The 20,928-nt window shown below is 65.1% G+C and carries 14 protein-coding genes; 1 reads left to right on the top strand and 13 read right to left on the bottom strand.

All coding sequences use genetic code 11. From position 1 onward, the window contains the following. Positions 1 to 106: 106 nt before the first annotated feature. The 13 genes from truB to aroG form a co-directional block, all read right to left on the bottom strand. Entirely contained in the window at positions 107 to 1,027 is a 921-nt protein-coding gene (gene truB / locus LK540_RS13485) for a tRNA pseudouridine(55) synthase TruB (RefSeq protein ID WP_229437811.1), read from the bottom strand. Beyond that, on the bottom strand, positions 1,024 to 1,452 hold the full coding sequence (gene rbfA / locus LK540_RS13490) for a 30S ribosome-binding factor RbfA (RefSeq protein WP_229437812.1): 429 nt from the start codon (positions 1,450 to 1,452) through the stop codon (positions 1,024 to 1,026). The genes truB and rbfA overlap by 4 nt, the downstream gene beginning before the upstream one ends. A gap of 118 nt (positions 1,453 to 1,570) precedes the next feature. Further along, the gene (infB, locus tag LK540_RS13495; RefSeq protein WP_229437813.1) at positions 1,571 to 4,390 is read right to left on the bottom strand and encodes a translation initiation factor IF-2; all 2,820 of its coding nucleotides are present in this window, start codon (positions 4,388 to 4,390) and stop codon (positions 1,571 to 1,573) included. Between the two features lie 46 nt (positions 4,391 to 4,436). Next, complete coding sequence (gene nusA, locus LK540_RS13500; RefSeq protein ID WP_229437814.1) at positions 4,437 to 6,002, bottom strand: transcription termination factor NusA; 1,566 nt, start codon at positions 6,000 to 6,002, stop codon at positions 4,437 to 4,439. Continuing rightward, positions 5,999 to 6,487, bottom strand: a complete 489-nt coding sequence (gene rimP / locus LK540_RS13505; RefSeq protein WP_229437815.1) for a ribosome maturation factor RimP — start codon at positions 6,485 to 6,487, stop codon at positions 5,999 to 6,001. Before rimP ends, nusA begins: the two co-directional genes overlap by 4 nt. 505 nt (positions 6,488 to 6,992) lie before the next feature. Further along, a complete protein-coding gene (gene rluB / locus LK540_RS13510; RefSeq protein WP_229438044.1) occupies positions 6,993 to 9,041 on the bottom strand; it encodes a 23S rRNA pseudouridine(2605) synthase RluB in 2,049 nt (682 codons plus the stop codon). Further along, on the bottom strand, positions 9,028 to 9,765 hold the full coding sequence (gene scpB, locus LK540_RS13515; RefSeq protein ID WP_229437816.1) for an SMC-Scp complex subunit ScpB: 738 nt from the start codon (positions 9,763 to 9,765) through the stop codon (positions 9,028 to 9,030). Before scpB ends, rluB begins: the two co-directional genes overlap by 14 nt. A 399-nt stretch (positions 9,766 to 10,164) precedes the next feature. Next, the gene (locus LK540_RS13520) at positions 10,165 to 11,178 is read right to left on the bottom strand and encodes a glucokinase (RefSeq protein WP_229437817.1); all 1,014 of its coding nucleotides are present in this window, start codon (positions 11,176 to 11,178) and stop codon (positions 10,165 to 10,167) included. A 130-nt stretch (positions 11,179 to 11,308) separates the two neighbouring features. After that, on the bottom strand, positions 11,309 to 12,268 hold the full coding sequence (locus LK540_RS13525; RefSeq protein ID WP_229437818.1) for a VTT domain-containing protein: 960 nt from the start codon (positions 12,266 to 12,268) through the stop codon (positions 11,309 to 11,311). An 80-nt stretch (positions 12,269 to 12,348) separates the two neighbouring features. After that, positions 12,349 to 14,040, bottom strand: coding sequence for an ABC transporter ATP-binding protein (locus tag LK540_RS13530; RefSeq protein WP_229437819.1), 1,692 nt, complete (start codon positions 14,038 to 14,040; stop codon positions 12,349 to 12,351). A 7-nt stretch (positions 14,041 to 14,047) separates the two neighbouring features. Then, positions 14,048 to 15,052, bottom strand: coding sequence for an ABC transporter permease (locus LK540_RS13535; protein ID WP_229437820.1), 1,005 nt, complete (start codon positions 15,050 to 15,052; stop codon positions 14,048 to 14,050). Further along, positions 15,049 to 15,987, bottom strand: coding sequence for an ABC transporter permease (locus tag LK540_RS13540; RefSeq protein WP_229437821.1), 939 nt, complete (start codon positions 15,985 to 15,987; stop codon positions 15,049 to 15,051). The genes LK540_RS13535 and LK540_RS13540 overlap by 4 nt, the downstream gene beginning before the upstream one ends. A 287-nt stretch (positions 15,988 to 16,274) precedes the next feature. Then, positions 16,275 to 17,336 (bottom strand): 3-deoxy-7-phosphoheptulonate synthase AroG, encoded by a 1,062-nt coding sequence (gene aroG, locus LK540_RS13545; RefSeq protein WP_229437822.1) that lies wholly within the window; start codon positions 17,334 to 17,336, stop codon positions 16,275 to 16,277. Between the two features lie 470 nt (positions 17,337 to 17,806). On the opposite strand from aroG, the gene LK540_RS13550 reads away from it, so the two are divergent. Then, a complete protein-coding gene (locus tag LK540_RS13550; RefSeq protein WP_229437823.1) occupies positions 17,807 to 20,668 on the top strand; it encodes a TonB-dependent receptor in 2,862 nt (953 codons plus the stop codon). The last annotated feature ends 260 nt before the right edge of the window (positions 20,669 to 20,928 follow it).

The raw sequence follows: 20,928 nt of genomic DNA on the forward strand, positions 1-20,928 counted from the left end.
AATGAAAAAGCCCCGCGTTTTCAATAGCTTGCCGGGATTTCAAGGGTTTTTGCGGTTTCGGGATGGCTACGGATCAGCAACCGTCCCGATTTCCTAATGGAATTAATCAGTGCTGTGCAGCGATCAGGCGCTCCGGCGCCAGGATGGACCACTCCTGCAAGTTCGCCGTCCCCAGCAACTTGCCCTCGTGGTACACGCGTACCCTGCCCTGCTCCGGCGGCACCGTCACCGCTTCCTTGCCGAGCGCCAGGCGCTGGCCGTTCAGGAAGCGCTTGGCCAATTCAGGCGTTAATTCCACCGCAGGGAAGGTCGACAGCAAGGCATCGACCGGGGCCAGCAGCGAACGCGGATCAGCATGTGCCTGCAAGGCTTCCAGCGTGATCATGCCATCGAGCGTGAGCGCCCCGACCTGGATCCGGCGCAGCGCATTCAGGTGCGCGCCGGTGCCGAGCGCCGCGCCGATGTCCTCGCCGAGCACGCGCACATACGTTCCCTTGCTGCAGGTAACACGGATCCGAAGCATTGGTGCTTCATACGCAATCAGCTCCAGCGCGTGGATGGTCACCGGCCGCGCCTCGCGCTCCAGCACAATGCCTTCGCGCGCATATTCGTACAGCGCCTTGCCGTCGCGCTTCAGGGCCGAGTACATCGGCGGCACCTGCAGGATCGGGCCGCGGAAACGCGCCAGCGCCGCTTCGATCGCATCGAGCGTCACGTCGACCGCACGGGTCTCGATGGCCTCGCCCTCGGTATCGCCGGTGTTCGTCGTGATGCCGAGGTGAACCGTCGCCTCGTAGGTCTTGTCCGCTTCCAGCAAGTCCTGCGAGAACTTGGTCGCCTCGCCGAAGCACAGCGGCAACAGGCCGGTGGCAAACGGGTCGAGGGTGCCGGTATGGCCGGCCTTTTTCGCGTTCATCACGCGCTTGGCCTTGATTAGCGCATCGTTCGAGGACAAACCGACCGGCTTGTCGAGCAGGAGCACGCCGTCGACGAGGTCGCGCGGCTTTTTCGGAGGGCGGGCGTTCACTTGCTGTCGTCGTCGGCGTCGGGTGCGGCTGGTGCGGTGCCGTCATCGAAGTCGGCCGCGCGCACGGCATTCGCCTGGTCGATCAGGGCCGACATCTGCAGGCCGCGCGAAGTCGAGGTGTCGTGCACGAAGTGCAGCGACGGCAGCGTGTGGATGTGCAGGCGCTTGCCGAGCATGTTGCGCAGGTAGCCGGACGCCTTGTTCAGGCCGTCGAGCGTCAGCTTGACTTCTTCCTTGCTGTCTTTCAGCAGGGTGAAGTAGATCTTCGCGTGCGCGTAATCCGGGGTGAGCTGGACTTCGGTCAGCGTGACCATGCCCACGCGCGGGTCTTTCAGTTCGAACGCGATCAGTTCCGACAGGTCTTTCTGGATCTGGTCGGCAACGCGCAGGCCGCGCTGGGGAATGTTTTTGCTGTGTTTTGCCATGTTTCTTGATTAGGTTTGGTGACAATGGTACATCGATCGTGCGCGGACGGGCGCAAACGAAAAAACGCCACCGGCCGGGCGCGAGCCCGACTGATGGCGTTCCTGGCATCCCTGCAAATTACAGGGTACGCGCCACTTCCGTCACTTCGAACACTTCCAGAACGTCGCCGACCTGGATTTCGTTGTTGTTCTTCAGCGAGAGGCCGCACTCGAGGCCGGCACGCACTTCTTTCGCATCGTCCTTGAAGCGCTTGAGCGAGTCGATCTCGCCGGTCCAGATGACGATGTTGTTGCGCAGCAGGCGGACCGACGACGAACGCTTGACGACGCCATCGGTGACCAGGCAGCCCGCAATCGCGCCGACCTTCGACACCAGAATGACCTGGCGAATCTCGACCTGGCCGGTGATGGTCTCGCGCTTTTCCGGCGCCAGCATGCCCGACAGTGCCGTCTTGATCTCGTCGATCGCATCGTAAATGATGCTGTAGTAACGGATGTCGACGCCGTTGGCTTCCGCCACCTTGCGCGCCTGGCCGTCGGCACGGGCGTTGAAGCCGATGATGACTGCCTTCGAGGCGACCGCCAGGTTGACGTCGGATTCGGTGATGCCGCCGACCGCCGCATGGACGACCTGCACGCGCACTTCCGAAGTCGACAGCTTCTGCAGCGAGCCAACCAGTGCTTCCTGCGAACCCTGCACGTCGGTCTTGATGATCAGCGGCAGGTTCTTCACCTCGCCCTCGCCCATCTGGTCGAACATGTTTTCCAGTTTCGCCGCCTGCTGCTTGGCCAGCTTCACGTCGCGGAACTTACCTTGACGGAACAGACCGATTTCACGCGCCTTGCGCTCGTCGGCCATGACCATGACTTCTTCGCCGGCTGCCGGCACTTCGGTCAGGCCCTGGATCTCGACCGGGATCGATGGACCGGCTTCGGCGATGGCCTTGCCGTTCTCGTCGAGCATGGCGCGGACACGGCCGTAAGCCGAACCGGCCAGCACCACGTCGCCGCGGCGCAGGGTACCCGATTGCACCAGGATCGTCGCGACCGGGCCACGACCCTTGTCCAGACGGGATTCGACCACCAGGCCACGGGCCGGTGCGCCGACCGGCGCCTTCAGTTCCAGCACTTCGGCCTGCAGCAGCACTTGCTCGAGCAGGTCGTCGATACCGGTACCGACTTTCGCCGACACCGGCACGAATGGCGAATCGCCACCGTATTCTTCCGGCACCACACCTTCGGCGACCAGTTCCTGGGTCACGCGGTCGGTGTTCGCGCCCGGCTTGTCGATCTTGTTGATCGCCACGACCAGCGGTACGCCGGCAGCTTTTGCGTGGGCAATCGCTTCCTTCGTTTGCGGCATCACGCCGTCGTCCGCCGCCACCACCAGGATGACGATGTCGGTTGCCTTGGCGCCGCGGGCACGCATTGCCGTAAAGGCTTCGTGGCCCGGGGTATCCAGGAAGGTGATCATGCCGCGCGGGGTGTCCACGTGGTATGCGCCGATGTGCTGGGTAATGCCGCCGGCTTCGCCCGCGGCAACCTTGGCGCGGCGGATGTAGTCCAGCAGCGAGGTTTTACCGTGGTCGACGTGGCCCATGACGGTCACGACCGGTGCACGCGAGGTCGACTCGAACTCGGCATGCGCACCCTGGTCGGCCAGGATCGCTTCAGGATCGTCCTCGGCGGCAGCGAAGGCCTTGTGGCCCATCTCTTCCACCACGATCATCGCGGTTTCCTGGTCCAGCACCTGGTTGATGGTGCACATCTGGCCCAGCTTCATCAGCTGCTTGATGACTTCCGACGCCTTGACCGACATCTTGTGGGCGAGTTCGGCCACGGTGATCGTTTCAGGAACGTGGACGTCCTTGACGATCGCCTCGGTCGGCGCCTGGAAGTTGGTTTCGCGGTCGTCGCTGTGCGAACGGCGGCCACCGCTGCGGCCACCCGAACGCCAGCCGTCGCGGCCGCTCGGCGCGCCGGTGTTGCCACGGGTCTTGGCGCCGCCTGGAGCGCCGCGCTTCTTGTCGTCCGACCAGGTCGAGGACACGTTCGCCGACTTGATCGACTTCTTGTCGCCCGGCTTCTTGTCGCCCGGTTTCGCGGCGGCGCCGTCGGCCGGCTTCTTGTCGGCAGGCTTGTGCAGCGTGCCGGCAGGTGCGGCCGGCTTGGCCGCCACTGGCGCAGGCGCCGGTTCCGGCGCCTTGATCACGCGGCGCGGCTGGGCCATCATCAGCTTGATCTGGGCCACTTCGTCGGCCACGGCCTTGCGTGCACGCTCGGTGGCGGCAGCACGTTCGGCAGCGGCCTTGGCGGCTTCGTCGGCCTTTTGCTTGGCGTCGGCGGCGGCGGCCTGCTTGGCCTGCTCGCCGGCGGCGGAGCTGGCGGCAGCGGCTGCGGCGGCTTCGCGCTTGGCCTTTTCGTCGGCATCGCGCTTGGCCTGCTCTTCGGCGGCACGGGCCTGCTCGGCGCGCTCGGATTCGAGCTTGGCCAGGCGTTCCTGCTTTTCGCGCAGGTCGGCTTCCTGGCGCGCGACGAGTTCGGCGTGACGGCGCGCCTCTTCCTCGCGGCGTGCGATTTCGGCTTCGTCGATCACGGGTGCGGCAGGTGCGGCAGGTGCGCTCGGGGCCGGGTCGTCACGTTGTACGAAGGTACGCTTCTTGCGCACCTCGACCTGGATCGTGCGCGATTTGCCCGATGCGTCAGCCTGCTTGATCTCGCTCGTTTCCTTGCGGGTGACCGTGATTTTCTTTTTCTCGGTCGATTCGCCCGCGCCGTGGGTACGGCGCAGGTGGTTCAGCAGCTTGTCCTTATCATCTTTCGACAAGGGATCTGACGTCGAACTTTTCTCGACGCCGGCAGAACGCAGCTGCGTCAGCAGCAAGTCTGCAGGCATCTTCAGTTCGGTGGCAAATTGGGCTACGTTGTTACTCGCCATTCAGTCCTCTTTTCTATGTGTCGCGGAGATGATAAAGATTTGCAAATTATGCCTTGGCCGTTTCTGCAAGGCTCCAGGCTTTCGCCTGCAGCGCCTTGGCGCGGTCGTCATATTTACTGTCGACCAGCTTCATCTCATCGTCGGTCACATCATTAAATTCGTTCTTGATCAGTTCACGGGCGCGGTCCGACGGCAGCGACAGGATGGCGCCGAATTCGTCGTATGCGAGACCCGCAAATGCTTCCACCGTCTTGATGCCGGCCAGGCCGAGCTTGCCGGCGGTGCTGCGGTCCATGCCTTCGAGGTTCACCAGCGCCTCTTCCATGCCTTCCAAACCTTCTTCGGATGCAATGGCTTCGGTCACCAGCGCGTCACGGGCGCGGGTACGCAGTTCGTTGACGGTTTCCTCGTCGAAGGATTCGATTTCGAGCATTTCGGAAATCGGGACGTACGCGATTTCTTCAAGGCTCGAGAAGCCTTCTTCGACGAGGATGTCGGCCACTTCCTGGTCAACATCGAGCTTTTCCATGAACAGCGCACGGATTGCCGCCGTTTCCTGGGCCACCTTGTTGGCCGATTCCTCGGCCGTCATGATGTTGATCTTCCAGCCGGTCAGTTCCGACGCCAGGCGCACGTTCTGGCCCGAACGGCCGATCGCGATTGCCAGGTTTTCTTCATCGACCACCACGTCCATGGCGTGCTTTTCTTCATCGACCATGATCGACGAGACGTTGGCCGGGGCCAGTGCGCCGATGACGAACTGGGCCGGATCGTCGGACCACAGCACGATGTCGACGCGCTCGCCGCCCAGCTCGCCGGTCACGGCCTGCACGCGCGAACCGCGCATGCCGACGCAGGTACCGATCGGGTCGATGCGCTTGTCGGCCGTGTAGACGGCGATCTTGGCGCGCACGCCGGCGTCACGGGCTGCCGATTTGATTTCCAGCAGGCCCTGCTCGATCTCCGGAACTTCCAGCTCGAACAGCTTCATGATGAATTCCGGCGCGGTGCGCGACAGGATCACCTGCGGGCCGCGCATGTTGCGGTCGACGCGCAGGATGTAGGCACGGACGCGGTCGCCGATGCGCAGGTTTTCCTTCGGAATCATCTGGTCGCGCGGCAGGCGTGCTTCGATCTTGCCCGACTCGACGATCGCATCGCCGCGTTCCATGCGCTTGATGGTGCCGGTGACCAGCGAATCGCCGCGCTCGAGGAAGTCTTGCAGGATCTGCTCGCGCTCGGCATCGCGCACGCGCTGCAGGACGACCTGCTTGGTGTCTTGCGCGAAACGGCGGCCGAACTCGACCGATTCCACCGGTTCTTCGATGTACTCGTCGACTTCGATGTCGGCGATCTGTTCTTTTGCTTCGAAATGCAGGATTTCCTGGTCCGGCAGTTGCAGGCCGGCTTCATCCGGCACCACGTGCCAGCGGCGGAAGGTTTCGAATTCGCCATTGTCGCGATCGATGCTCACGCGAATGTCGACCTCGCCTTCATAGCGTTTTTTGGTGGCCTGGGCCAGGGCGAACTCGAGCGCCCCGAAGACCACTTCCTTATCGACGTTTTTTTCGCGCGCAAGCGCATCAACCAGTAACAAAATTTCGCGACTCATGCTTTGCGACTCCTAAAATCCACCTGTGGCACCAGACGTGCCTTGTCCAATTCGGCCAGCGTAAATTCCAACAACGCCAGACCATCTTTACCTTCAAATTCCAGACCGATCTTGTCGCCTTCCGGCGCGACCAGGATGCCCGTATAGGTCTTCCGGTTCGCGGTGCCCGGCATGGCGACGCGCAGCTTCACCGTGCATTCGTGGCCGGCGAAGCGCTCGAAATCGGCCAGGGTGCGCACCGGGCGGTCCAGCCCGGGCGACGAAATTTCCAGACGCTCGTAATCGACGTTCTCGACGGTCAGTACGTGCGACAACTGGTGACTCACCGTTGCGCAATCCTCGACCGTGATCGGCCCCTTTTCGTCCGCGACGGCAGCGGGGAAATCGATAAACACGCGCAGGATGCCACGCTCGCCCCGTTCGACATCAACGAGGTCGTAGCCGAGGCCACCGACTGTCTTGGCGATCAAATCAAACTGCTGCACGACACTTCTCCAGGGCTTTAAAACGTTTTACCAAAAAAAAAATGGGCATCTGCCCATCTTTTTGTATTCACTACCCAACCAGATGAAAGCACTTGCACCAAATTAATACTGGGAAGAACTCCGGATTAGGCTGCAAATTATAACGTATTCGAGGGCGTGCTGCAATCGACATACCATTTTATGAGCAAGCAAACAACGGGCGCGCGCGATAAATGTAGGGTGGGTTCTCGAACCCACCACTGCGGTGCTGGCGTCTCGTGGTTTTGTAGGGTGGACATTCGTAGTGCTGGCATTTAGCCAGCCCTACTGTCCACGCTGTCTCACCGCTTGAACATCGATAACGATGATCCCGGGCCCCCCTACATGAGGACGAGGCGCCGATGTTCAAGAGGTGCGACAGCGTGGACTCGGGAGTCCACCCTACGAACGACAACCCGCCCAGTGCTCATCCGCTCAAGCGGTGGGTTCGAGAACCCACCCTACCGGTGATTGCCGGGGCGATCGATCAACCGCGGCGGCCGCGGCGCGGCAGGCCGTGCTCGGAACCGCGCGGACCCTGGCCGCCGCGACGGCCGCCGCCGCCGGTGCCGGCAAAGCCGAACGTGGTCTGCAGTGGATCCGGCTGGCGCGGACGGCTGCTGCCGCCATTGCCACCGCTGCCCGGACGGCCCGAGGCGCCGCCGAAGCCGCCGGCGTTACCGCCACGGCCACCCTTGCCCCCTTGCGGACGTCCGTTCGGGACCGTCGACAGGCCGGCGTTGCGTTGCGGCGCGCCGGCGCGTGCGACCTGCGGGCCGAACGGGTCGACGTTCTTGTTGGCGTCGGCACGGTCGATGCGGTTGCCGTCGGAACGGCGCGGATCGGCCGGCTGGCCACCCTTGGCGCCCTTGCCGCCCTGCGCACCGCCCGCGGTGCCCTTCTTCTCGATGCCGAAGGCCGACATGAAGTTGCGCACGTCGTTTTCTTCCAGCTCTTCCCAGCGGCCTCGCTTCAGGCCCGACGGCAGGGTCATGGCGCCGTAGCGGGTACGGATCAGGCGCGAGACGGTCAGGCCGACCGCCTCGAACATGCGGCGCACTTCGCGGTTGCGGCCTTCGCCGATCACCACGCGGTACCACTTGTTGATGCCTTCGCCGCCGCCGTCGACGATCTTGGTGAATGCCGCCTTGCCGTCGTCGAGCTCGACGCCGGCCAGCAGCTTCTGGCGCATGCCTTCTTCCAGCTCGCCCAGGGTACGCACGGCGTACTCGCGGTCGATGTTGTAGCGCGGGTGCATCAGGCGGTTGGCCAGGTCACCGGAGGTCGTGAACAGCAGCAGGCCCTCGGTGTTGAAGTCGAGGCGGCCGACGGCCAGCCACTTGCCGGTCTTCATGGTCGGCAGGCGGTCGAACACCGATGGACGGCCTTCCGGGTCGTCGTGGCTGACGATTTCGCCGGCCGGCTTGTGGTACACCAGCACGCGCGGCGGCTTGGTGTTGTTCACCTTGCGCTGGATGAGCTTGCCGTTGATGCGCACGGCGTCGGTCGGCAGGATGCGCTGGCCGATGTGGGCCGGCTCGCCGTTCACCGACACGCGGCCGGCAACGATCAGGTCTTCCATGTCGCGGCGCGAGCCGAGACCGGCTTCGGCCAGCACCTTGTGCAGCTTCGGCGCGTCGTCGTCGGCGGTCAGGTCGCGGCGCACCTTCGGCTTCTGCTGGCCCTGGCCGCCGTCGTTGGCGTCGAAGGCGTCCGAGGTGACGAAGGAGAACACGGCGTCGGCATCGTTGCCGCCCTTGCCCGGCTTCTGCTTGCCGCCCTTGCCCTTGTTACCGTGGGCGCCGCGCACCTGCTGGCCCGGCTGCGGGGCCTGGCCCGCCTGCTGGGCGCCTGGCTGGCCAGGCTTCTGGGCATTCTTCTGGTTCTTCTGCTTGCCCTTGCCTTTGCCCTGGCGCTGCTCGCGCACCGGCTCCGCGGCGCGCGGCTCTGCCACGCCCTCGGCGCCGGCTTCCGGCGCAGCAACGGCTTCAACCTGCGATGCCGCAGCCTCGGCCTGGAGCAGTTCGCGCTGGCCGCGCTGCTCGCGCATCTGGCGCGGACCGCGCGGCTTGCGCTGGCCCTGCTCCTGGCGCGGCGCGGCGGCCGCAGGCGCGGCCTCGGCGGCTGCCACCGGTGCGGCCGGGGCCGCGGCTGGCGCCGGCGCGCTGACGGCGGCCTGGACCGGCGCCTCGGCCTGGACCTCGGCCTTTGCTTCGGCGGGCTTGGCCTTGGCCGCGCGCGGCTTGCGTGCGGCCGGGGCCTTCGGTGCAGGCTCGGCGGCGGCGGCGGCAGGCGCAGCGGCGGCAACAGGCGCAGCAGCGGCGGCATCGCCCTCGGCGGCAGCGGCAGCCTTGGTGCGGCGCTTCGGCTTCGCAGCCGGCGCGGCAGCGTCGGCCGGGACCGCGGCGGCGGCGGGCGCTTCGCTCACGGCGGGCGCTGCAGCAGCGGCGGCGGCCTTGGTGCGGCGCTTCGGCTTGGCCGCGTCGCCCTTGCCCGGCTCGGCCGGAGTGGTCTCGGTGGTGTCAGTTGGATTCATCATTCGTGTCATTGTTTTGCTGACCTGGTACCGAGCCGGCGGCCGGTTGCGGGTCATGAATCGGCACTTCCACTTGGGAAGCCCCTTGTTCGTCTTCGGCCGCCGCTCCCGCGGCTGCCCTGTCAAAATTATCGTTCAGCGCCGCTTCCAGCGCTTCCAGCGAGCGCCCGTCGGCGGCGTCGGCGATCGCCTCGAGCGGCGGCAACCCGCCCAGCGACGCCAGGCCCAGGTCGTCAAGAAATTGCTTGGTCGTACCCAGCAGGGCGGGCCGCCCCACCACTTCGCGGTGGCCGATCACGTCGATCCAGCCACGGTCTTCAAGCATCTTGATCGTCTGCGAGTTCACCGCGACGCCGCGGATTTCCTCGATGTCGCCGCGCGTGACCGGCTGGCGATAGGCGATGATCGCCAGCGTTTCCAGCGTCGCGCGCGAATACTTCGGCGGCTTTTCCGGCGAAATCCGGTCCAGGTAAGGCTTCATTTCCGGGCGGCTCTGGAAGCGCCAGCCCGAGGCCAGGCTGACGATCTCGATGCCGCGGTCGCGCCAGTCGTGGCGCAGCTCCTCGAGCAGCAGCTTGATCGTGTCGGAACCGACGCCGATGCCAAGCTGCCTGCCGTTCGCATCGACGTCGGCGAACAGCTTCTTCATGCCATGGATCGACATCGGCTCGCGTGCGCACAGCAAGGCGGTTTCGAGGATCCGCTTGGCCTCGTCAGTCTTCATTCTCGATGTTGTCAGGCTTGTCAGCTCAATATAAATACTTACCTGCCAGCGCCTCCGGGCGCGGCAAATATCATCGTGCGGCTGCCGCCGTGACGCGACCGGCTATCAATGCCGGTGGCCGTCGCGAACGGAACGCGGTTCACGGTACTGCTCGTCGAAACTGGATGCGTGGCCCGCGCCTGGATGGGACGGGCACAATACGGTAGCAGGACAGGACCCGGCTACAGGCTGCTCGCTTGCCAGGCGGGCAACGGGTTGGTGATCTAGCGAAACAGGCTTGCCGGTTTTGCCGGCGCACGCACGGGGCGCGGAGCCATCGTTTCTTCCAACTGCGGGTCATTGTAACCGATAAAACACGGGAACGGCCACTTGCGCAAGGGTGCGCAGTCCGGTTTGGGATCAAGCCGACAGTTTTTCCGCCAGAATCGCCGACACGCCAAGGAAAGCCGGATACTGCGCCGTGATCACGTAGGTCGGCACCTGGGACAGGTAAGAAGAGAACCTGCCCTTGCGCTCGAAGCGGCTGCGGAAGCAGGATGCGGCGAAACGTTCGCCCAGGCGCGGCACGATGCCGCCGCCGATGTACACGCCGCCCTGGGCGCCCAGCGTCACCGCCAGGTTGCCGGCCGCGCAGCCGAGCATGCCACAGAAGACTTCGAGTACCTCGCTCGCGAGCGCGCATTCGCCGGCCATGGCGCGGCGCGAAATCTCGGGCGCGCCGATCGCTTCCGGCTGCTGGCCGCGGTAATCGGCCAGCGCGCGGTAGATCAGCTCGACGCCGGCGCCGGACAGGAAGCGCTCGGCCGACACGTGCTCGAACTCGCGCCAGGCAAATTGCAGGATTGCGACTTCGAGTTCGTTCGCCGGCGAAAAGCCGACGTGGCCGCCCTCGCCGGACAGCGCGGTCCAGCTGTCGCCGACCGGGATCAGGCCGGACACGCCGAGGCCGGTGCCGGCGCCGATCAGCGCCAGCGGTGCGTTCGGGCGCGCGGCGCCGCCGCCGACCTGCACCTTGTCGCTATCGGGCAAGTGCGGCAGCGAACGCGCCAATGCATAGAAATCGTTCACCACCAGCAAAGTAGCAAAACCCAGTTCCTGGCGCATGCCCTCGATCGAGAATTGCCAGTGGTGGTTGGTCATGCGCACCTGGTCGCCATCGACCGGATTCGCGATGGCGATCGCGGCGTGGCTGACCTTGCCGAAGCCTGCCGTTTCCGGCGCAGCGAGATAGCTGCGAATGGCGTCGGCCAGCGTGCCGTGGTCGGCACAGCCCAGCACCTGCACCGCTTCGAATTTCCCAGGCGCCGTTTCCAGCGCAAAGCGGGCATTCGTGCCCCCGACGTCGGCCAGCAGGCGCGGTTGATCGAAACGGGCAACGGAGGAAACGATGGCGTTAGGCAAAGAAGCAGTCATTGCGGCACAGGAGGCGGGTGATCCTCCAAGCTTACTGGATTTCTTTACGGGAGTACAAGTTTATTTTGTAGTTTAGGTACAAAGGTCCCGCTGAAAGTCGCGCAAATACATGTCTTTATGCGTAGTACAGTTACGTCCGGAACGGTGCGAGCTCGGGCGCCAGTTCCGCCGCCGGCGTGGCATGGTGGGCGTTCCAGGCATCGAGCCCGCCCTGCAGCGGCCGCGCGCGGTGGAAACCGTTAGCCAAGAAGGCCTTGGCAACCTGGGCGGCGGTGACGTCGTTCGGGCAGCTGCAATACACGACGATGTGCCGGTCGCGGTCGAGCCCGGCCATCAGCTGGCCCGGCTCGCATTCCGCATACAGCAGCGCGCCGGGAATCGCGTGTTCCAGCGCCTGCGCCGTGACGCTGCGCGCATCGACGATCAGGGGATCGTGGCCGCCGTCGATCAGCGTCTTCAGTTCGGCAACGCCGATGCGCGGCAGGGCCATGCTGGCGCGGTGACGGCGCCGCTCCACATATTTATAGGCAACGAACAGCGCCAGCAGCGTCCCGACCACCATCAGCGCGGTGCTGCCCATGGTTTCCAGGCCGTCGAGCACGCGGTCGACGCTGTCGTGGAAGAGCATGCCGACCGCCAGCCCGCTGCCACCCCAGAGCAGCGCGCCGGTGGAAGCAAAGCCAAGGAAATGGCGGGTGCGGGTGCCGAGGGCGCCCGACATCGGCGCGGCAATCGCATTGAAGCCGGGGATGAACTTCGAGACCAGCAGCGACTTCGGCCCGTAGCGGCGGAAGCGGTCCTCGGTCTGGTTGACGCAGGAATCCGGCGACAGGGAAATGCGGCAGAGCAGGCGCAGCACGCGCTTGCCGTAATAGCGTCCGGCACGGAACCAGAAATAATCGCAGATCAGGCAGGCCAGCAGCACGGCCAGCAGGCACAGCTGCCAGCTGGCGCCGCCATCCATGGCCATGGCCCCGGCCACGACCAGCACGGGAAAGGCGGGAATCGGCAGGCCGAACTGCTCCAGCAGCACCGTGCCGAAGACGAGCAGGACGCCGTAGTTCTGGATCAGGAGGATAAGTTCGGACATGCTGTGATGGTAACGGAAATCTTCCTGCCCGGCTGGCAGCGGCCGGTTTTCCCCGGGGGATTGCAACACTGGCGCAACAGTCAGGCGCCACGCGGGATCGCAGCCAGCAAGGCCCTGGTGTAGTCGTGCTGCGGGTTGCGGTACAGCGCGTCGGAATCGGCCATCTCCACCACGCTGCCCTGGTGCATCACCATCACGCGGTCGGCGATGTAGCGCACCACCGACAAATCGTGGGATATGAAGATGTAGCTCATCTTGTACTCGTCCTGCAGGTCTTGCAGCAGGTTCAATACCTGGGCCTGGACCGACACGTCCAGCGCCGACACCGATTCGTCGCACACCAGGATCTCCGGCTTCATGGTGAGGCAGCGGGCGATGGCGATGCGCTGGCGCTGGCCGCCGGAAAATTCGTGCGGATAACGGTGATACGCCGCGGCCGGCAACCCCACCCGTTCCAGCAGCGCCATCACGATGGCGGTGCGCTCCCTGTCGTTTGCGCCGATGCCGTGGATACGCATCGGTTCCAGCAAAATCTGGCCCACCGTAAAACGCGGGTTCAGCGAGGCATAGGGATTCTGGAAAATGATCTGGATGCGGCGTTTATAGGCGCCGTATTCGCGGTCCGACATGCTGACCAGGTCCTTGCCGTCGAACAGGGCGCTGCCGCCGGTGGCGCGGTGCAGGCGCAGCAGCGTCAGGCCGACCGTGGTCTTGCCCGAGCCGGATTCGCCGACCACGCCCAGGGTCTTGCCGCGCGGGAGGGTGAATGACACATCCTTGACGGCGCGGAACTCGCGCTTGCCGAACAGCCCTTCGCGCAGCCAGAAGCTTTTTTGCAGGTTCTTGACCACCAACACGTTCTCATCGTCCGGCGCATAGCCGCGCGTACGCTGCGGCAGCACGATGGACGCGGCGCCCTGCCCGCGCATGAAGTCGTCGATCACGGGCAGGCGCAGCGGACGTTCGTCCAGCTTCGGGCGGCAATGCAGCAGGGCTTGCGTGTACAGGTCGCGCGGCGCGCCGAACACCTGCGCCGCCCTGCCCTCCTCGCGCACTTCGCCATGGCGCATCACGATCACGCGGTCGGCAATCTCTCCCACCAGGCCGAGGTCGTGGGTAATGAACAGCACCGCCATCCGGTGTTTCTTTTGCAGCCTGGCGATCAGCTCCATGATCTGTTTCTGGATGGTCACGTCGAGCGCCGTGGTCGGCTCGTCGGCGATCAGCAGCTTCGGTTCGCAGGCAATGGCCATGGCGATCATGACGCGCTGCTGCTGGCCGCCGGACATCTGGCTCGGATAGGCATCGATCTTGCGCGCCGGGTCGGGAATGCCGACTTCTTCCAGCAGTTCAAGGGTGCGGGCGCGCGCTTCGCGTTTGCTCATGCCCAGGTGCAGGCGCAAGACTTCGCCGATCTGGAAGCCGACCGTGAACACCGGGTTCAGCGAGGACATCGGCTCCTGGAAGATCATGGCAATGTCCTTGCCGCACAGGCGGCGCCGCTCCGCCGCCGGCAGGTGCAAGATCTCGCGGCCATCGAACTGCACGCTCGACCCGGGGTCCACGACGGTCGTGTCCGGCGGCAGCAAGCCCATCACGGCCAGCGAGCTGACCGACTTGCCGCTACCCGATTCGCCCACCAGCGCCACGGTGGCGTTCGCCGGCACGTCGAAGGAAATGCCCTTGATCGCCTCGACCGTGTTCTTCTTGTCGGTGCGAAAGGCAATGCGCAGATTGCGCACCCGCAGCAGCATCTTGTCCTGGTCCGTCATGCCGGCCTCACTTTAATTTCGGGTCGAGCGCATCGCGCAGCGCGTCGGTGAACAGGGAAAAGGCCGTCACTAGCAGCTCCATGGCGCCGGCGGCCGCCGCCAGCTGCCACCACTTGCCGAGGATCAGTTCATTTTGCGCTTCATTGAGCATGCTGCCCCAGGACACGGTGCCGACCGGCACGCCGAAGCCCAGGAAAGACAGGATGACTTCGGCCTTGATGAAGCCGACCACCAGGATCGACACCTGCACCAGGGCCACGTGCGAGACGTTCGGGAAAATGTGCGAGAACATCTTGCGCCAGCTCGAGGCCCCGATGGCGTCGGCCGCCATCACGTATTCGCGCGCCTTGTGCTTGATGTACTCGGCGCGGATCAGGCGGTAGGGCCCGGTCCAGCCGGTCAGGCCCAGGATCAGGACGATGGTGGTCACGCCCTTTTGCTGGAGCACGGCGGCCACCGTCAGGATCATCAGGATCGAGGGAATCGAGGTGAAGATGCTGTAGAACCAGTTGAAGAAGTCGTCGACGTAGCCGCCATAAAAACCCGAGATGGCGCCGAACAGGGTGCCCAGCGCCACCGCGACAAAGGCGGCAACCAGGCCGACCACGATCGATGTCTCGCCGCCCTTGATCGTTTTCTTGAGGATGTCGTGGCCCCATTTATCGGCGCCAAAGGGCAGCGTCAAGGCCTTGGCCACGGGCGGATGCGTGGCCTGGACCTCGCGCTTCAGGGTGTCCAGTTCGTCGGCCAGCGGGTCGAAAGCATTCGGCGGCGTCGGCCGTTGCGGCTGGGCCAGGGCGGCCAGGGCCGGATTCGCGCCGACAAAGCCTGGTGGCGCGTAATTGACTGCGACCTCGTCTTCCCAATCGGCCGCGACCAGGCCGCCCGCGGACAGGACCAGCATCAGCAGGAACAGGCCGACCACGGCCAAGGCCGCCATGGCGATGCGGTCGGCGCGCAGGCGGCGCCAGGCGAGCGCCCACAGGCCGGGCGAAACGGGGTGATCGGTCATTTGAGCTGCACGCGCGGATCGACGGCCTGGTACAGCAGGTCCGCCAGCAGATTGAACACCATGGTCGCCGCCGCCACGTACACGGTGATGGCCTTGATCACCGGGAAGTCGCTGCGCTCCACGGCCAGGATCACTTCGCGCCCGATGCCGGGAATGCCGAAGAAACGTTCCAGCAGAAAAGCGCCGATCAGTAAGGCCGGCAGGTTCGCCATCACGTGGGTGATGATCGGGATTGCCGCATTCCTCAGCACGTGCACCCAGACGATGCGCCGCTCGCCGAGGCCCTTGGCGCGTGCGGTGCGCACGTAGTCCTGGTTGACCTCGTCGAGCACGAAGCTGCGGTACAGGCGCAGGGTCGGGGCGATCGACACCGCCAGGCCGATGATGATGGGCAGCAGCGCGTAATGCAGCAGGTTTTCTCCCAGGCTGTTGCCCCAGCCCTGAACCGGGAACAGGCCGAGTTTATAGGCGAAGAAGTACTGGAACACGATGATGTAGACCAGGATCGAGATCGACATGCCGACCGTGCAGGCGACCATCACGGCGCGGTCCGTCAAGGAACCGCGCACGAAGGCGATGGCCAGGGCCAGGGCGATGCCGAGGAAGGTTTCCAGCAGCGTGAGCGGCACCAGCACGGTGAGCGAAGGGCCGAGGCGGCTGGCAATGATGTGCGAGACCGGCTCGCCGGTGCTCCAGGCGTTGCCGAAGTCGAAGGTGAGGATTTGCTTCAGGAAGATGCCGAGCTGCACCCAGACCGGCTGGTCGATGCCGAGCTGGGCGCGGATGTTGGCGATCGCCGCTTCGTCCGCCATCTTGCCCGCGAGTAGGTAAGCCGGATCGCCGCCGACCCAGTTGAACAGCACGAACACGAGGACGATCACGCCGGCCATGGTCGGCAACATTTGCCACAGGCGCCGCAGGAGGTATGCTGCCATTCTTGTTCAGGAAGCCCAGCGATAAAAAGGGTAACGATAGCGCATATCAGGCGCGGCGATCCATCAACTTATTGTTGGCCCCTATAACGTAGGGTGGGTACTCGTACCCACCACTCGCCGTCGGCGGCGATGCGGTTCGCTGCCGTTCAACATGGTGGGTACAAGTACCCACCCTACAACTGCGATCACCGTAGGGTGGACACCTGTGTCCACGCTGTCTCATCGGTTGATCATCGGCGCATTGTGCCATTCGCGGCCCACCCCACCCTACCAAGCCATCGCTGGGATCACAAATCTTCGCGCAAACGCCGCTGGCGCACCGCCGCCGCCAACCCCTCCAGCACACCAATACTGGTCTCCCAGTCGATGCACCCATCCGTCACCGACTGCCCATAAGTCAGTTCCTTGCCCGGCACCAAATCCTGGCGCCCCGCCACCAGGTGCGATTCCACCATCACGCCCACGATCCGCTCGTCACCGCGCGCGATCTGTCCGGCAATGTCCGCGCACACCGGCACCTGGTTCTCCGGCTTTTTGGAACTGTTCGCATGCGAGGCATCGATCATCAAACGCGAAGCCAGGCCCAGGCCGGCGATCTGGCGGCACGCCTCGTCGACGCTGGCGGCGTCGTAGTTCGGGGTCTTGCCGCCGCGCAGGATGATGTGGCAATCCTCGTTGCCGGCCGTGGAGACGATGGCCGAGTGCCCGCCCTTGGTCACCGACAGGAAGTGGTGCGGCTGGGATGCCGCCTTGATCGCCTCGGTAGCGATCTTGATGTTGCCGTCGGTCCCGTTCTTGAAACCCACCGGGCAGGACAGGCCGGAAGCCAGCTCGCGGTGCACCTGCGATTCCGTGGTCCGGGCACCGATCGCGCCCCAGCTGATCAAATCGGCGATGTATTGCGGGCTGATCACGTCGAGGAATTCGGTGCCGGCCGGCAGGCCCATCTCGTTGACGTTGCGCAGCAGCTCGCGCGCCATGCGCAGGCCGTCGTTGATGCGGAAGCTATTGTCCATGTAGGGGTCGTTGATCATGCCCTTCCAGCCGACCGTGGTGCGCGGCTTTTCGAAATACACGCGCATCACGATCTCGAGGTCGCCCATGAAGCGCTGGCGTTGCTCGGCCAAGCGGCGCGCGTACTCGAGCGCGGCCTTCGGGTCGTGGATGGAGCAGGGGCCGATGACCACCATCAGGCGGTCGTCCTGGCCGTGCAGGATGCGGTGCAGCGCCACGCGCGCATTCGCCGCGGTCTGCTCCGCCGCCGGCGTCACCGGAAACTCGCGGATCAGGTGCGAGGGCGGCGTCAGTTCCTTCATTTCGCGGATGCGTAAATCGTCGGTGCGGGGCATGCTGTACTCCGTTATCTGGTCTGGAAATAAAAAAACCGCCATCGCTGGCGGTTTCTGGTGTTCGGTCCTGGGTTGCTTGCTGTTGCGTGTACCCGCCGCTACTCCACCGCCTGAAGGCCGGAAAAGCCAAAATAAAACCAGCGGGTAAAGAAAGCAGCGTTGCGCATGAGGGATCCGAAAATGGTCGAATCGACTATAACGCCAATGCGTGAAGATTGGCAAGCCTTTTGTCCGTAGCGTAAACATCGCTTCATTGACAAGCGGTTGCGACAAACGCACAGCCGCGCAAACGCCAGAATGACGTTTGAGAGATATCAGACGTGTCGTTGCCGGCAATGCAAAAGTCAGGACAAGCCCCGGTTCAGCGGTGTTTGTCTTTATCGAGAATCAATTGCTGTGTGTTGATTGTCTGAGTGAAAGCAAACAGGCGCGACATGGACCGGAATTTCCACACGTTCTGGAGTCCGGACATGACTGAAACCCTGATATCCCGTTCCGTGCGCCGCATCTTTGCCGGCGGCGGCGCGGCCGGCCTGGTCCTGCTGGCGCTGCCGCCGGCGCAAGCCCAAGAAGCGGCGCAACGGCCCATCGCGCGCGTCGAAATCACCGGCAGTAACATCCGCCGCGCCGAAGCCGAAACCGCCTCGTCGGTGATCACCGTGAACCGCGCCGACATCGAGCGTTCCGGCAAGAGCACGGTGTCGGAACTGCTGCAGACCCTGGCGGTGGACAACCAGGGCTCGGTGCCCACTTCCTTCGGCAACGGCTTCGCGGCCGGCGCTTCCGGCATCTCGCTGCGCGGCCTGGGCACGGCCTCGACCCTGGTGCTGCTCAACGGCCGGCGCATGGCGCCCTATGGCCTGGCCGACGACGGCCAGAAAGTCTTCAGCGACCTGAACGTGATCCCCACCGACGCCGTCGACCGCATCGAGATCCTGAAGGACGGCGCCTCGGCCATCTACGGTTCCGACGCGATTGCCGGCGTGGTCAACATCATCCTGCGCCGCAACTTCACCGGCACCACGGTGCGCGGCCTGCTCGGCATCAGCGAGGAATGGGACGGCGAAGAGCAGAACTTCGCCATTACCCACGGCTTCGGCGACCCCGACAAGGACCGCTACAACGTGCTGCTGAACTTCGAGTTCAAGCGCAGCAACGACATCTGGCTGCGCGACCGTGGCAGCCGCGACCACATCGGCCGCATCGATCTGCGCCGCTGGGGCTATTCGGCGCTCCAGAACCTCGGCGGCACCGGGGCCATCACCACCAACAACGCGGCCGGCAACGCCATCAACGGCAACGTGCGCAACCCGACGACCCTCGACTACTACAACCGCGGCAACCTCGACCCGGCCACCGGCTTCACCCGCTTCTTCCCCGGCGCGGCCTGCAGCAACTTCACCAATCACCCGCAGGGCGACCCCGGCGGCGGCTGCCTGATCGACTCGACCCTGGTCTACAACCAGATCCAGCCCGAGCAGGAAAACTACAGCCTGTTCGGGCGCGGCACCTACCGCCTCACGCCCACCATCGAGGGCTACGGCGAGGTCAATCTGTACAGCAGCAAGTCCTCGTCCTCGACCACGCCGTCCACCGTCAGCGCCTCGGTCGGCTATCCGGGCGGCCCGGTCAGCAACGCCGCCTCGCTGCTCGGCGCAGCCCACCCCGACAATCCCTATTTCGGCACCGCCGCGCGCCTGCGCTACCTGGCCGGCGACGTCGGCCCGCGGGTGTCGAACATCGATTCCTTCTTCTCGCGCCTGCTGGCTGGCGTGAAGGGCGAAGTCGCTGGCTGGGACTACGACACCTCGCTGCTGTTCTCGCGCAGCACCGTCACCAACGAACGCCATGGCCAGCTGCAGCGCGACGTCACCTTTGCCCTGCTCAATCCCGACGACACGGTGAACGTGGCCTCGGCCCTGGCCACCAGCCCGGCCTATGCGGCGCTGCCGCCGGGCACCTTCTGGCGCATCGGCGAAAACGCCGGCCTGAACGACCCGGCGGTGTATGCGGCGCTGTCGCCGATGATCCGCAACAGCGCCGAGACCAAGATCATCCAGGGCGACTTCAAGGCCACCCGCGAATTCGGGCAACTGGCCGGCGGGCCGATCGGCGTGGCGGTCGGCACCGAATGGCGGCGCGAGGAAACCGAACTCGGCCCGAGCACCGGCACCGAACGCGGCAACGTGATCGGCCTCGGCTACTCGGCCTACCGCGGCGCACGCAACGTGTTCGCGCTGTACGGCGAGGCGCTGGCGCCGGTGCTGCCGGGGGTCGAGGTCACCGGCGCGCTGCGCTTCGACGACTTCACCGACGTCGGCCGTTCCTGGACGCCGAAGGTCGGCGTGAAATGGACGCCCTCGCGCCAGTTCGCCCTGCGCGGCACCTTTGCCAAGGGCTTCCGCGCCCCGAGCGCGGCCGAGAACGGCGTCGGCGGCCTGGCCGCGTTCGCCACCGCCGAGGACCCGCTGCGCTGCGCCCTGGGCGTGACGGCGGCCTGCGACCCGGCGAATATCGCGGTAATCACCTCGCCCAACCCGGACCTGTCGCCGGAGCGCTCGCGCAGCTACAACATCGGCTTCATCTGGGACCCGCTGCCGCGCACCAGCATCTCGGTCGACTTCTGGAAGATCAAGCGCAAGAACGAGATCAACCAGGAGCTGACCGACGCCGCGATTGCCGCCGGCAACGTGGCGCGCGACCCGAGCACGGCCACCGGCATCCCGGGCGACCCGGGCGCCATCACGGCGGTGCTGGCGAACTACGTCAACTCGGCGCAAACCAAGGTACGCGGCATCGACCTCGACGCCCGCCACACGCTGCGCCTGCCCGATGGCTGGGGCAATTTGCTGCTCGACGGCAAGCTGACCTACCTCGACGAATGGGTGCGCACCGAACAGGACGGCAGCTCGCGCGACTTTGCCGGCACCCACGGCAACTGCGACGTCACCAACTGCGTCGGCACCCCGGACTACCGCGCCAACCTGCGCGCGACCTGGGACCGGGCCGACTGGCGCGTGTCGCTGAACGCCAACTACCGCGGGCCGATCGACAACGTGCTGTTCAAGGGCGACCCCGACGGCTGCGCCAGCCACTACGCCAACGGCGACGACGCGCCGCGCAACTGCGAGCTGGCCTCCTTCACCACCTTCGACCTGGTGGTGCGCTGGAAGCCACAGCCGCAGTGGGAGGTGTTCGGCACCGTGGAAAACCTGTTCGACAAGGTGGCGCCGCTCGATCCGCTCACCTACGGCGCCCAGGCCTACAACCCGCTCGACTACCTGGGTGCGGTGGGACGCACCTTCTCGCTGGGAGCGCGCTACACGTTCTGAAGGTGGCTGAAGACAGGATGCGCAGCGGGGCCGGCAGCGGCAGGCCTGCCCCGCGCTCCCGTGTTGCCGGTGCATGCGTTCCCTGTGGTGCGCATGCCACGGCTTCCCGTTCTTACCGTGGGTCCGGCCGGCGAATCGCCCGCCGCTTCCCGCCCCGTTTGACCGAAATCACCCAAACCGGATAAGGCGGTGCAAGACTCGATTCCAGGCACCTCGGCGCAACATCTGTTTATTCCTAAAAACAATTGTTTGTCAAGGAA

Origin of the sequence: Massilia sp. IC2-278, assembly GCF_020708045.1 — a bacterium.
GTDB lineage: Bacteria > Pseudomonadota > Gammaproteobacteria > Burkholderiales > Burkholderiaceae_D > Telluria.